Raw genomic sequence first — 13,798 nt, 5'->3', positions numbered from 1 at the left:
GTGGCACAACGGTAAAACGGACCAGTTATAGGATCAAGCCTTACGGGCAATTAGTATCGGTTAGCTTAACGCATTACTGCGCTTCCACACCCGACCTATCAACGTCCTGGTCTTGAACGACCCTTCAAGGGGATCGAGTCCCCGGGGAAGTCTCATCTTGAGGCGAGTTTCCCGCTTAGATGCTTTCAGCGGTTATCTCTTCCGAACATAGCTACCCGGCGATGCCACTGGCGGACAACCGGTACACCAGAGGTTCGTCCACTCCGGTCCTCTCGTACTAGGAGCAGGCCCCCTCAAACTTCCAACGCCCACGGCAGATAGGGACCAAACTGTCTCACGACGTTTTAAACCCAGCTCACGTACCTCTTTAAATGGCGAACAGCCATACCCTTGGGACCGGCTACAGCCCCAGGATGAGATGAGCCGACATCGAGGTGCCAAACACCGCCGTCGATATGAACTCTTGGGCGGTATCAGCCTGTTATCCCCCAGAGTACCTTTTATCCGTTGAGCGATGGCCCTTCCATACAGAACCACCGGATCACTATGACCTGCTTTCGCACCTGCTCGACTTGTCGGTCTCGCAGTTAAGCACGCTTATGCCATTGCACTATCAGCACGATTTCCGACCGTACCTAGCGTACCTTCGTACTCCTCCGTTACGCTTTGGGAGGAGACCGCCCCAGTCAAACTGCCTACCATGCACGGTCCCCGAGCCCGATTCAGGGCACTAGGTTAGAACCTCAAACAAACCAGGGTGGTATTTCAAGGACGGCTCCACGCAAACTAGCGTTCGCGCTTCAAAGCCTCCCACCTATCCTACACAGATCGGTTCAAAGTCCAATGCAAAGCTACAGTAAAGGTTCATGGGGTCTTTCCGTCTAGCCGCGGCGTAGATTGCATCATCACAAACACTTCAACTTCGCTGAGTCTCGGGAGGAGACAGTGTGGCCATCGTTACGCCATTCGTGCAGGTCGGAACTTACCCGACAAGGAATTTCGCTACCTTAGGACCGTTATAGTTACGGCCGCCGTTTACCGGGACTTCAATCAAGAGCTTGCACCCCATCATTTAATCTTCCGGCACCGGGCAGGCGTCACACCCTATACGTCCACTTTCGTGTTTGCAGAGTGCTGTGTTTTTATTAAACAGTCGCAGCCACCAGTTCATTGCAACCCCTTCACCCTCCTGGCGCAGGCCAGTCAAGCTAACAGGGCGTACCTTATCCCGAAGTTACGGTACCAATTTGCCGAGTTCCTTCTCCCGAGTTCTCTCAAGCGCCTTAGAATACTCATCTCGCCCACCTGTGTCGGTTTGCGGTACGGTCTCGTTAGACTGAAGCTTAGAGGCTTTTCTTGGGACCCCTTCCGATTGCTTCGCAGCACTAGGCCGCTCGCCCCACACCCTTGAATTGCGCGCCCGGATTTGCCAAAGCGCCTTCTCCAATGCAGGGACCGGGATTTCCGACACCCGGACAACCTTCCGCGATCCGTCCCCCCATCGCATCTAACGACGGTGCAGGAATATTAACCTGCTTCCCATCAGCTACGCATTTCTGCCTCGCCTTAGGGGCCGACTCACCCTACGCCGATGAACGTTGCGTAGGAAACCTTGGGCTTACGGCGAGGGGGCCTTTCACCCCCTTTATCGCTACTCATGTCAGCATTCGCACTTCCGATACCTCCAGCACACTTCTCAATGCACCTTCACAGGCTTACGGAACGCTCTCCTACCATGCGCACTTAACGCGCGCATCCGCAGCTTCGGTAACTGGCTTAGCCCCGTTACATCTTCCGCGCAGGACGACTCGATCAGTGAGCTATTACGCTTTCTTTAAAGGGTGGCTGCTTCTAAGCCAACCTCCTGACTGTTTTAGCCTTCCCACTTCGTTTCCCACTTAGCCAATTTTAGGGACCTTAGCTGGCGGTCTGGGTTGTTTCCCTCTTGACGTCGGACGTTAGCACCCGGCGTCTGTCTCCCGTGATTGCACTCTTCGGTATTCGGAGTTTGCTATGGCGAGGTAATCCGCAATGGACCCCTCAACCATGACAGTGCTCTACCCCCGAAGGTGATACACGAGGCACTACCTAAATAGTTTTCGGAGAGAACCAGCTATTTCCAAGTTTGTTTAGCCTTTCACCCCTATCCACAGCTCATCCCCTAACTTTTCAACGTTAGTGGGTTCGGTCCTCCAGTACGTGTTACCGCACCTTCAACCTGGCCATGGATAGATCACTTGGTTTCGGGTCTACGCCCAGCAACTGATCGCCCTATTCGGACTCGCTTTCGCTACGCCTGCCCTATCCGGTTAAGCTTGCTACTGAACGTAAGTCGCTGACCCATTATACAAAAGGTACGCCGTCACCCCTTGCGAGGCTCCGACTGTTTGTATGCATGCGGTTTCAGGATCTATTTCACTCCCCTCCCGGGGTTCTTTTCGCCTTTCCCTCACGGTACTGGTTCACTATCGGTCGATCACGAGTATTTAGCCTTGGAGGATGGTCCCCCCATCTTCAGACAGGATTTCACGTGTCCCGCCCTACTTGTCGTACCCCTAGTTCCACACCACGGCTTTCGCCTACAGGGCTATCACCTGCTACGGCCGCCCTTTCCAGAGCGTTCGGCTAGCCGCGATGCTAAATTGTACAGGCTCATCCCATTTCGCTCGCCACTACTTTGGGAATCTCGGTTGATTTCTCTTCCTGCGGCTACTTAGATGTTTCAGTTCGCCGCGTTCGCTTCGCGTGACCTATGGATTCAGTCACCGATGACCCATACGGGCCGGGTTGCCCCATTCGGACATCTGCGGATCAAAGCTCGTTTGCCAGCTCCCCGCAGCTTTTCGCAGGCTACCGCGTCCTTCTTCGCCTGTGATCGCCAAGGCATCCACCACATGCACTTGTTCGCTTGACCCTATAACAAGTCCGTCTTGCAACGCACCCGCTATAGGCTGAGTTTTCGCGTTGTGCCGTATCTTCCAAGCGTCTTCTCAGATCACTCAAAACAATACTTACAATCACTACCCGTCTATCGGACGCGCCCATCTCAAGACGCCTCCAATAGACATTACTGCTTCTTCTTCCAGATTGTTAAAGAACGTCACAGCCATACTGCACTGCTTGACCCACGGGTCAATCGCCAGCGCTCGCGCTACTGGAGCGCTCGCGATTGAGCAGTGGTGGAGGCAGACGGGATCGAACCGACGACCCCCTGCTTGCAAAGCAGGTGCTCTCCCAGCTGAGCTATGCCCCCGTGTTGGGTTCGGGCCTGCGCCACGCGCAGCGCTCAGCGCACACCAGACTCGCGTGGTGGGTCTGGTTGGATTCGAACCAACGACCCCCGCCTTATCAAGACGGTGCTCTAACCGACTGAGCTACAGACCCTTCGTCTGTCCCTGTGACTTTCACAGCCGATAAGCGTGAGTACTTGAATTGGAGGCGCTTTCGCTCCAGAAAGGAGGTGATCCAGCCGCACCTTCCGATACGGCTACCTTGTTACGACTTCACCCCAGTCATGAATCCTACCGTGGTGACCGTCCTCCTTGCGGTTAGACTAGCCACTTCTGGTAAAACCCACTCCCATGGTGTGACGGGCGGTGTGTACAAGACCCGGGAACGTATTCACCGCGACATGCTGATCCGCGATTACTAGCGATTCCAGCTTCATGCAGTCGAGTTGCAGACTGCAATCCGGACTACGATCGGTTTTTTGGGATTAGCTCCCCCTCGCGGGTTGGCAACCCTCTGTTCCGACCATTGTATGACGTGTGAAGCCCTACCCATAAGGGCCATGAGGACTTGACGTCATCCCCACCTTCCTCCGGTTTGTCACCGGCAGTCTCCCTAGAGTGCTCTTGCGTAGCAACTAAGGACAAGGGTTGCGCTCGTTGCGGGACTTAACCCAACATCTCACGACACGAGCTGACGACAGCCATGCAGCACCTGTGCGCCGGTTCTCTTTCGAGCACCCCCACCTCTCAGCAGGGTTCCGACCATGTCAAGGGTAGGTAAGGTTTTTCGCGTTGCATCGAATTAATCCACATCATCCACCGCTTGTGCGGGTCCCCGTCAATTCCTTTGAGTTTTAATCTTGCGACCGTACTCCCCAGGCGGTCAACTTCACGCGTTAGCTACGTTACTAAGGAAATGAATCCCCAACAACTAGTTGACATCGTTTAGGGCGTGGACTACCAGGGTATCTAATCCTGTTTGCTCCCCACGCTTTCGTGCATGAGCGTCAGTATTGGCCCAGGAGGCTGCCTTCGCCATCGGTATTCCTCCACATCTCTACGCATTTCACTGCTACACGTGGAATTCTACCTCCCTCTGCCATACTCTAGCCTGCCAGTCACCAATGCAGTTCCCAGGTTAAGCCCGGGGATTTCACATCGGTCTTAGCAAACCGCCTGCGCACGCTTTACGCCCAGTAATTCCGATTAACGCTCGCACCCTACGTATTACCGCGGCTGCTGGCACGTAGTTAGCCGGTGCTTATTCTTCCGGTACCGTCATCCAGCCCAGGTATTAACCAGGCCGTTTTCTTTCCGGACAAAAGTGCTTTACAACCCGAAGGCCTTCTTCACACACGCGGCATTGCTGGATCAGGGTTGCCCCCATTGTCCAAAATTCCCCACTGCTGCCTCCCGTAGGAGTCTGGGCCGTGTCTCAGTCCCAGTGTGGCTGGTCGTCCTCTCAGACCAGCTACAGATCGTCGCCTTGGTAGGCCTTTACCCTACCAACTAGCTAATCTGCCATCGGCCGCCCCTTGAGCGCGAGGCCCTAAGGTCCCCCGCTTTCCTCCTCAGAGCGTATGCGGTATTAATCCGGCTTTCGCCGGGCTATCCCCCACTCCAGGACACGTTCCGATGTCTTACTCACCCGTTCGCCACTCGCCGCCAGGCCGAAACCCGCGCTGCCGTCCGACTTGCATGTGTAAGGCATGCCGCCAGCGTTCAATCTGAGCCAGGATCAAACTCTTCAGTTCAAACCTGTTACTTGTTCGGGCCCCGAAGGACCCTGTCGCTCAACTCAAAACGTTGACAAGTTTCGATCTCTCAAAACCTACCTTCATTTCGTATGAGACTTGATTATTCCTTCGCTTTGCCACAGCCCGGCTTTGACCCCCGACTCCAGCTCGCCTCACCATCAAGTACCCACACTTATCGGCTGTTACTTGTTAAAGAGCATCGCGCCCACCGTGCCTCAGCCTGCCCGGCTTCAGCCCCTGCGTCGCGTCGCTGCATCAGCAGCAGAGAAACGAGATTATGAAGATTTCTCATCGTGGCGTCAAGAAGTTTTTAAAACTTTTTTCACCACGGGGTTTCGAGAAAATTCCGCTCACCCGCCCCACTTTCGCGCAACGGCGTCCGTCGTGCGAAAAATAAGATTTTAGCGCCCCGCCACCTCCAACGCAAGCCTGTTTTCAACGATGCTTGAAGACGGGCTTGCGCTTCTCGACAAACGCAGCCATCCCTTCCTTCTGATCCTCGGTGGCAAACAGCGAGTGGAACAGCCGGCGCTCGAAATGCACGCCCTCGGTCAGCAAGGTCTCGTACGACTGATTGATCGATTCCTTGATCATCATCACCGAAGGTAACGAATATTCAGCAATCGCAGCCGCCGTGCTGAGCGCCTCGTCCAGAAACTTATTCACCCCGACTACGCGGGATACCAGTCCCGCGCGCTCCGCTTCGTGTGCATCCATGAAACGCCCGGTCAGGCACAGGTCCATCGCTTTGGCCTTGGAGATCGCGCGCGGCAGGCGCTGCGTGCCACCCGCGCCCGGCATGACCCCAAGCTTGACCTCCGGCAGGCCGAACCGCGCGGTGTCCGCCGCGATGATAATGTCGCACATCATCGCCAGTTCGCACCCGCCGCCCAGCGCGAAGCCCGCCACTGCGGCGATCACCGGTTTGCGCACCGCACGTACCGCCTCCCAGTTGCGCGTAATGTAGTTTCCTTTATAAACATCCATATAGGTGTACTTCGCCATCATTCCGATGTCCGCGCCGGCGGCGAATGCCTTTTCGCTGCCCGTCACCACGATCGCGCCGATCTGCTCATCGTCGTCGAACGCCTTGAGCGCCGTGCCCAACTCGTCCATCAGTGCGTCGTTCAGTGCATTGAGCGCCTTCGGGCGGTGCAGCGTAATCAGCCCAACCCGTCCGCTTGTGTCGACCAAAATGTTTTCGTATGTCATGAATTCTCCACTGACAAGGGGAACCGCGAAAAAACGCCGCGCAACCCGAAAAGAATGCTAACATTTTCCAACCAACCGGTCGGTTTATTTATCCCTCTCCGCCTCACTTGTCCGACTACCCGCCATGACACATCCATTGTTTGCTAAACATGAATCGACGTTGACACAGGCACTTCAGGCACAGGAAACGCGCGGCTACTGGAGTCCGTTCCCCGAGATGCCCAGCCCCAAGGTGTACGGGGAAACGGCGAACGCGGACGGTGAGCAATCGTTCAAAGCGCTTTTGAACCAAACGTTCGATTTGGATCAACCCAGTAATGGACTGGTAGGCCAGGAGCACTCGCCGTTCGGCTTCGCTTTGGGCGTGCGCTATCCGAAGGCCGAGCCGGACCCGCTGTTCGCTGCCGTGGCGCGCGCGCAGCAACCATGGCAGCGCGCGGGCCGCGACGCGTGGATTGGGGTGAGCCTGGAGATCCTGCAGCGGCTGAACCGGGCAAGCTTCGAGATCGCCTACAGCGTGATGCATACGACCGGGCAGGCATTCATGATGGCGTTCCAGGCCGGCGGGCCGCATGCGCAGGACCGCGCGCTCGAGGCCATCGCATGTGCATGGGATCAGTTGCGGCGCATCCCGGCCCAAGCTTACTGGGAAAAGCCCCAAGGCAAGAACCCGCCGCTGGCAATGGAAAAGCACTTTACGATCGTGCCGCGCGGCATCGGCCTGGTGCTTGGCTGTTGTACCTTTCCGACATGGAACAGTTATCCGGGACTGTTTGCTGATCTTGCGACCGGCAACGCGGTGGTCGTCAAGCCACATCCTGGCGCGATCCTGCCACTGGCGATCACCGTGCGTATCGCGCGCGACGTGCTGCGCGAGGCCGGCTTCGATCCGAACGTCGTTACGCTATTGGCAACGGATCCGGATGACGGCACGCTCGTGCAGCAGCTCGCCACGCGCCCCGATGTTCGACTGATCGATTTCACGGGTAGCACGCACAACGGCAATTGGCTCGAGCGCAACGCGACCCAGGCCCACGTGTATACCGAGAAGGCGGGCGTGAACCAGATCGTCATCGACTCGGTCGACGACATCAAGGCGGCCGCACGCAATATCGCATTCTCGCTGGCGCTGTACTCGGGCCAGATGTGTACCGCACCACAAAACATCTATGTGCCGCGCAACGGCATCCGCACCGCCGACGGTACGCTTAGCTTTGACGAAGTCGGCCAAGCAATCGCCGAGGCCGTCCAAAAACTGACGTCGGATTCAGCCAAGGCGGTCGAATTGATCGGGGCCATCCAAAACGACGCCGTGGTGCAGCGTATCGAGCGCGCGCGCGCGCTCGGTAGCGTGTTACTGGACAGCCAACCGCTCGTGCATCCCGCGTTCGAGCATGCACGCGTGCACACGCCGCTGCTGGTCAAGCTGGATGCGGCCACCGACCAGAACCGATTCACGCAGGAATGGTTCGGCCCGATCGCATTCGTCATCGCGACGGATTCCACCGCGCAATCGCTGGCGCTGGCCGGCTCGATTGCCGCGCAGCACGGCGCGCTGACCCTATCTGTATACAGTGGTGACGAGGCAGTGCAGCAAGCCGCGCACGAAGCGGCGATCAAAGGCGGCGTCGCGCTGTCGCTGAACTTGACCGGCGGCGTGTTCGTGAACCAGTCCGCGGCGTTCTCGGACTTCCATGGCACCGGTGCGAACCCAGCGGCCAATGCGACGCTGACCGACGCCGCGTTTGTGGCGAACCGCTTCCGCGTCGTGCAAAGCCGCGCGCACGTAGCACCGCGCGGCTGACCGGCGCCACCTCGGCATTGCTCCGCACCGACGAAAACGAACTCGACAAGCGTAGGCGAATGGCACCATGACCGAAGCTTTTATCTGTGATGCAGTCCGCACGCCGTTTGGCCGCTATGGCGGCGCGCTAAAAGACGTTCGCGCAGATGACCTTGGCGCGATCCCGATCAAGGCGCTGCTCGAGCGTTATCCGTCAATGGACTGGGCGGCAGTCAACGACGTGATCTACGGTTGCGCGAATCAGGCCGGCGAAGATAATCGCAACGTCGCCCGGATGGCCGCGCTGCTCGCCGGCCTGCCCGTTGACGTGCCGGGCGCCACGGTAAACCGGCTATGCGGCTCGGGCATGGATGCGATCGGCACCGCGGCGCGGGCGATCCGCGCAGGTGACGCGTCACTGATGCTGGCCGGCGGTGTCGAGAGCATGACGCGCGCGCCGTTCGTGATGGGCAAGGCCAGCACCGCGTTCTCGCGCCAGACCGAAGTCTTCGATACGACGATTGGCTGGCGTTTCGTGAACCGGCTGATGAAACAGCAGTACGGTATCGATTCGATGCCGCAGACCGCCGAAAACGTCGCGGCCGACTATAACGTAAGCCGTGCCGACCAAGACGCATTCGCGTTACGCAGCCAGCAAAAGGCCGCCCGTGCGCAACGTGACGGCGTGCTGGCTGCCGAGATCGTGCCGGTCACCGTGCCGTCCCGCAACGGCGATGCGATCGTGGTGCAGCACGACGAGCATCCGCGCGAAACGTCGATGGACGCACTAGCCAAGCTCGTCGGTGTGGTACGCCCAGGCGGTACCGTCACCGCCGGCAATGCGTCCGGCATCAACGATGGCGCATGTGCGCTGCTAATCGCCAGCGAAGCAGCCGCACGCACGCACGGGCTTACGCCGAAGGCGCGCGTGCTCGGCATGGCAACGGCGGGAGTCGAGCCACGCGTGATGGGCATCGGACCGGCGCCCGCGACACGCAAGCTGCTGCGGCAATTGAACATGACGCTCGAGCAGTTCGACGTCATCGAGTTAAACGAAGCATTCGCTGCACAAGGCCTGGCCGTGCTGCGGCTGCTGGGCATCGACGATGACGACCCGCGCGTGAACCCGAACGGCGGTGCGATCGCGCTCGGCCACCCGCTTGGCGCATCCGGCGCGCGGCTGGTCACGGCCGCAATGTACCAGTTGCACCGCAACGGCGGCCACTATGCATTATGCACGATGTGCATTGGAGTCGGACAGGGCATTGCATTGGCCATCGAGCGCGTTTGAAGTCGGCCTCGCGCACTCCATTTTGCCTAGGCAGGAGGGAACTCCCATGACCTACACGTCAATTCTGCTCGACATCGACGCAGCCGCTCACGTCGCAACCATTACGCTGAACCGCCCGGATAAGCTCAACAGCTTCACCCGCGCGATGCATGCCGAGTTGCGCGCGGCGCTGGATGAAGTGCAGCGTGCGGGTGCCCGGGCGCTGGTACTGACAGGCGCAGGAAAGGCATTTTGCGCGGGCCAGGACCTCGCGGACCTCGACTTCACGCCTGGCCATGAAACCGACCTGGGCGAGTTGATCGATCAAAACTTCAATGCACTCGTGCGGCGGCTGCAGCAGCTGCCGCTGCCGGTGACCGCAGCGGTCAACGGCACAGCAGCAGGCGCTGGCGCAAACCTGGCGTTGGCATGCGACATCACACTTGCCGCGCGTTCGAGCCGTTTCATCCAGGCTTTCGTGAAGATTGGGCTGGTACCGGACACTGGCGGCACGTGGACGCTGCCACGACGAGTCGGTATCGCCCGCGCGCTGGGACTGTCGCTCACTGGCGAGAAACTCAGCGCGGAGAAGGCCGAAGCGTGGGGCCTGATCTGGCGCGTCGTCGACGATGCGGCCCTTCTACCACAAGCGCGGAAACTCGCCGCGGAACTCGCGCAGCAGCCCACCGCCGCGATCGTCGCGACCCGGCAGGCCATCCGCAGCGGCGCCACGCTGGATTTGGACATACAGCTGGATCTTGAACGCGACCTGCAGCGCAAGCTTGGCGCGTCGCACGATTATGCGGAAGGCGTGCGCGCGTTCATCGAGAAACGTCAACCCCGTTTTAAAGGACACTGATATGGACTGCCCTTCCCACACCGACGCCGAACCCAGCGTGGTGCAAGCCGAGCTGCTCGCGCACCACTGTGCCGCGCAAATGTACGAAAACGATGCGTGCACCCGCTGGCTCGGCATTCAGGTAGTCGAAGTTCGGCCCGGCTATGCGCGCGCGACGATGCAGGTGCGCGCCGAATTTTTAAACGGCCACGATATCTGCCACGGCGGGTTGATCTTCACACTTGCCGATTCGGCATTCGCATTTGCGTGCAACACTTATAACGTGAATACGGTGGCAGCCGGATGCACGATCGAATACCTGCGGCCGGTGCACCACGGCGACGCGCTGACCGCGGAAGCCGTGGAACAGGTGCGATCTGGGCGCACCGGCCTCTACGACATCCGTGTGACAAATCGCGCCGGCGAGCCGGTCGCCATGTTTCGCGGCAAGTCAGCACAGATTAAAGGAAACGTTATCCGTTCAAACGACTGACGCCCGCCACGGGACAGACACAATAATAAGGAGAATTTCGATGAGTACCGCACTGCCGCTGGAGCCGATTGAAACAGCCAGCCGCGACGAACTACAAGCCCTGCAGCTTGAACGGCTGAAGAAAACTCTGGCGCACGCGTATGCGCATTCACCGGTCTACCGGCGCAAGTTCGATGACGCGGCCGTGCACCCCGACGACTTGAAGACGTTGGCGGACCTGTCTCGCTTCCCGTTCACGACGAAGCAGGACTTTCGCGATCACTATCCGTTCGGCATGTTCGCCGTGCCGATGGACCAGATCTCGCGCATCCATGGTTCGTCCGGTACCACCGGCAAGCCGACCGTGGTCGGCTACACCGCCAACGACATCGACATGTGGGCCAACCTCGTAGCGCGCTCCATCCGCGCGGCAGGAGCACGGCGCGGCGACAAGGTTCATATCAGCTACGGCTACGGGCTCTTTACCGGTGGGCTGGGCGCGCACTACGGCGCGGAGCGCGCGGGCCTGACCGTGATCCCGTTCGGCGGCGGGCAGACCGAGAAGCAGGTCCAGCTGATCCATGACTTTCGACCCGACATCATCATGGTCACACCCAGCTACATGTTATCGATCGCCGATGAATTCGAGCGACGCGACCTGAATCCGGTCGAATCGTCGTTGCGCATCGGCATCTTCGGCGCAGAGCCGTGGACCAACGACATGCGCGCGGCGATCGAGAAACGCATGGGCATCGACGCGGTGGACATCTATGGGCTGTCAGAGATCATCGGCCCCGGCGTCGCCTCCGAATACGCAGAAACCAAGGACGGGCCAACGATCTGGGAAGATCACTTCTATCCGGAAATCATCGACCCGGACACTGGCGAGGTACTGCCCGACGGCGTATTCGGCGAGCTGGTGTTCACCTCGCTGACCAAAGAGGCTTTGCCGATCATCCGCTATCGCACCCGTGATCTGAGCCGGCTGCTACCCGGCACCGCGCGCGCGATGCGGCGCATGGAGAAGATCACCGGCCGCTGCGATGACATGATGATCATCCGAGGCGTGAATGTGTTCCCGTCGCAAATCGAGGAGCTGTTGCTCAAGCACCCTACCGTGCTTGCCCCTCACTACCAGATCGTGCTGACCAAGGAAGGCCCACTCGACGTGATGACGATCCATGTCGAGCCCTGTCCGGAATCGGCGCTGGACGAACGCGCAGTCGAAGCGGCACGCGCGAGTCTGGCGTACGATGTCAAGGCGCTAGTCGGCGTCACGGCGCAAACCGTTGTCTTGCCGGTGAACAGCATCGAGCGCTCAGTAGGCAAGGCGCGCCGCATCGTGGACAAACGCCGCGCGCAAGCCTGAGGCCTGAGCCGTTAGCGGCCGCGCGCAACACGGCCGCTCAACTGTTGGGCAGCAGCAGCCACATCCGGCCACTCTGCTTCATGCGGCCGGCCAGATCGCCCGCGTCATCGCCCAGTCCCCAAAAGTAGTCAGCCCGCACACCGCCTTTGATCGCGCTGCCCACGTCCTGCGCGAACACCAGCCGGCTCATCGGCTGGTTCGACAATGGCCGAGTGGTCTGCAGGAATACCGGCGTGCCGAGCGGAATCGACGTCGGGTCGACCGCGATCGAACGCTCAGGCGTGAGTGGCACACCCAGCGCACCGACCGGCCCGTCAGCTCCGCCGCTGGGCACGCCCTCGCTAGACGGCACTTCCTTAAAGAATACGAAGCGCGGATTCACGTCCAGCAGGGCATCGACACGCAACCGGTTCGCCCGGGCCCATGCCTTGATTCCTTGCATCGTCGCCTGCGCCGGTGATAGCTCGCCACGATCGATCAGCCACTGGCCGATCGATCGATATGGCTGGTTGTTGGTGCCACTGTAACCGACCCGCATCACCGTGCCGTCGTCGAGCAATACCCGGCCAGAGCCTTGCACTTGCAGGAAAAACGCCTCGATCGGATCGTCCACGTAGACAAGCTCGTTGCCGGTCAGCATGCCGGAGCGCATCAGTTGCGCACGCGGCGGCAACGCGGCGCCCGGGCGAGCTGCCCTCGGCCAGCGATACAACGGGTACAGGTACGGCGCACGCCGGTACCGAGACCCGTGCAACAGCGGCTCGTAGTAGCCGGTAACGAGGCCGTCGAGCGTGCCGTCGTTATTGGCTAGCACAAACGGCGTGAAGTACGTTTCAAAAAACGTGCGCGCGGCGGCCACGTCAAGGTCATCCAGTTGCTGCGCCGCAACGCACGCGCTCCGCCAATTCGCCAGGCTGCTCATGCGCGCACAGTTCTGCCGCAGCGCGGCGGTGGCGCCGATTAGGCTGTCCTCCTGCCAACCGGGCACCTGCTGCCAATTGACCGGCGTGAGCCGCGCATCGGCCAACGCCTGCTGACTCGGCGCGGCACCGGCCGGCGGCACGCGCGGCGCCGGCCGCACCGCCTCGCCGCCACCGCATGACGCAAGCATCGCCGCCGCAACGATCGTCGCGGCCAGCGCCGCGGCGCGGCCCCAACGCCGCACGCCGGCCGCATGCCGACCCCTTGCGGCCACCCACCTCGGTCCGCCGCCATGCGCGCCACCGTTACCATACAAGCAACCGTTAAAACGCTCGCTCGCTTCCCAAACCGCCATGTCCGAATGCTTCACCGCTTGCCCGTGGCTACTGTCCACGATTGAAATACTGCTGCCGATTGGATTGGTCGCGTACATCGTATGGTACGTGCGCCGCCCGCCGCGCAAGCGTGATTGACGCCCTGCGGCGCTGCGCCGGCCAGCCGCCGCGGTGCTGCGCACCGGAGCGCTCGCGGCGCCACGCCGCCATCGTGCGCGCTCAATGCAGCGTGCGCGGCATGCACAGCGCGAATTCCGCTACCGGCACCTCGAAGCGCGTAGCGTCCTCGGCCACACAAAAGTACTCGCCGCGCATCGTGCCCACCGGCGTCGCAATGACCGCCCAACTCGTATATTCGAATTGCTCGCCCGGCTGCAACAACGGCTGATGCCCGACGACCCCGAGCCCTTTGACCTCTTGCACCTTCGCGTCGCTGTCGGTGATGATCCAATGGCGCGCAATCAGCTGCGAGGCAACCTGTCCCGTGTTGCGTATTGTCAACGTGTAGGCGAACGCATATTGCTGGCGCTCTGGATCGGACTGGTCCGGCAGATAGGCCGCCTGTGCCGAGACGCTCAATTCGTACTGACTCATCCTGAATTCCGGTAAAG

The 13,798-nt window shown here is 60.1% G+C and carries 8 protein-coding genes, 2 tRNA genes and 2 rRNA genes; 5 read left to right on the top strand and 7 right to left on the bottom strand.

The window, feature by feature from the left end; genetic code table 11:
• Positions 1-29 precede the first annotated feature (29 nt).
• The 5 genes from RBRH_RS05135 to RBRH_RS05115 form a co-directional block, all read right to left on the bottom strand.
• Positions 30-2,914: ribosomal RNA gene (locus RBRH_RS05135) — 23S ribosomal RNA — on the bottom strand.
• A gap of 263 nt (positions 2,915-3,177) precedes the next feature.
• Positions 3,178-3,253: transfer RNA gene (locus RBRH_RS05130), tRNA-Ala, on the bottom strand.
• Between the two features lie 54 nt (positions 3,254-3,307).
• Positions 3,308-3,384, bottom strand: a tRNA-Ile gene (locus RBRH_RS05125).
• A 69-nt stretch (positions 3,385-3,453) separates the two neighbouring features.
• Positions 3,454-4,984, bottom strand: a 16S ribosomal RNA gene (locus RBRH_RS05120).
• Together the 16S and 23S rRNA genes with 2 tRNA genes alongside form the textbook arrangement of a ribosomal RNA operon.
• A 438-nt stretch (positions 4,985-5,422) precedes the next feature.
• Positions 5,423-6,199 (bottom strand): enoyl-CoA hydratase, encoded by a 777-nt coding sequence (locus tag RBRH_RS05115; RefSeq protein ID WP_013434939.1) that lies wholly within the window; start codon positions 6,197-6,199, stop codon positions 5,423-5,425.
• A 124-nt stretch (positions 6,200-6,323) separates the two neighbouring features.
• Here RBRH_RS05115 and paaN point away from each other — a divergent pair, with 124 nt between their 5' ends.
• From paaN to paaK, 5 genes are all read left to right on the top strand, one after another.
• Positions 6,324-8,003, top strand: a complete 1,680-nt coding sequence (paaN, locus tag RBRH_RS05110) for a phenylacetic acid degradation protein PaaN (RefSeq protein ID WP_013434938.1) — start codon at positions 6,324-6,326, stop codon at positions 8,001-8,003.
• Between the two features lie 67 nt (positions 8,004-8,070).
• A complete protein-coding gene (gene pcaF, locus RBRH_RS05105) occupies positions 8,071-9,273 on the top strand; it encodes a 3-oxoadipyl-CoA thiolase (protein ID WP_013434937.1) in 1,203 nt (400 codons plus the stop codon).
• Between the two features lie 46 nt (positions 9,274-9,319).
• A complete protein-coding gene (gene paaG, locus RBRH_RS05100; protein WP_041753338.1) occupies positions 9,320-10,111 on the top strand; it encodes a 2-(1,2-epoxy-1,2-dihydrophenyl)acetyl-CoA isomerase PaaG in 792 nt (263 codons plus the stop codon).
• Between the two features lie 79 nt (positions 10,112-10,190).
• On the top strand, positions 10,191-10,583 hold the full coding sequence (gene paaI / locus RBRH_RS05095) for a hydroxyphenylacetyl-CoA thioesterase PaaI (RefSeq protein WP_173362430.1): 393 nt from the start codon (positions 10,191-10,193) through the stop codon (positions 10,581-10,583).
• 40 nt (positions 10,584-10,623) lie between these two features.
• Positions 10,624-11,931 (top strand): phenylacetate--CoA ligase PaaK, encoded by a 1,308-nt coding sequence (paaK, locus tag RBRH_RS05090; RefSeq protein WP_013434934.1) that lies wholly within the window; start codon positions 10,624-10,626, stop codon positions 11,929-11,931.
• 37 nt (positions 11,932-11,968) lie between these two features.
• On the opposite strand, the gene mltA is transcribed toward paaK, so the two are convergent.
• A complete protein-coding gene (mltA, locus tag RBRH_RS05085; RefSeq protein WP_049786450.1) occupies positions 11,969-13,042 on the bottom strand; it encodes a murein transglycosylase A in 1,074 nt (357 codons plus the stop codon).
• A 364-nt stretch (positions 13,043-13,406) separates the two neighbouring features.
• Complete coding sequence (gene apaG / locus RBRH_RS05080) at positions 13,407-13,781, bottom strand: Co2+/Mg2+ efflux protein ApaG (RefSeq protein WP_013434931.1); 375 nt, start codon at positions 13,779-13,781, stop codon at positions 13,407-13,409.
• Positions 13,782-13,798 lie beyond the last annotated feature (17 nt).

The sequence above is a fragment of the Mycetohabitans rhizoxinica HKI 454 genome (genome assembly GCF_000198775.1).
GTDB lineage: Bacteria > Pseudomonadota > Gammaproteobacteria > Burkholderiales > Burkholderiaceae > Mycetohabitans > Mycetohabitans rhizoxinica.
This window is presented reverse-complemented; position numbering and strand designations above follow the sequence as displayed.

Bases quoted from the DNA above. Each gene is read 5' to 3' on its own strand.
- mltA (WP_049786450.1), bottom strand. From the start codon at position 13,042: ATGCTTGCGTCATGCGGTGGCGGCGAGGCGGTGCGGCCGGCGCCGCGC.
- RBRH_RS05115 (WP_013434939.1), bottom strand. From the start codon at position 6,199: ATGACATACGAAAACATTTTGGTCGACACAAGCGGACGGGTTGGGCTG.
- paaI (WP_173362430.1), top strand. From the start codon at position 10,191: ATGTACGAAAACGATGCGTGCACCCGCTGGCTCGGCATTCAGGTAGTC.
- pcaF (WP_013434937.1), top strand. From the start codon at position 8,071: ATGACCGAAGCTTTTATCTGTGATGCAGTCCGCACGCCGTTTGGCCGC.
- paaG (WP_041753338.1), top strand. From the start codon at position 9,320: ATGACCTACACGTCAATTCTGCTCGACATCGACGCAGCCGCTCACGTC.
- apaG (WP_013434931.1), bottom strand. From the start codon at position 13,781: ATGAGTCAGTACGAATTGAGCGTCTCGGCACAGGCGGCCTATCTGCCG.
- paaN (WP_013434938.1), top strand. From the start codon at position 6,324: ATGACACATCCATTGTTTGCTAAACATGAATCGACGTTGACACAGGCA.
- paaK (WP_013434934.1), top strand. From the start codon at position 10,624: ATGAGTACCGCACTGCCGCTGGAGCCGATTGAAACAGCCAGCCGCGAC.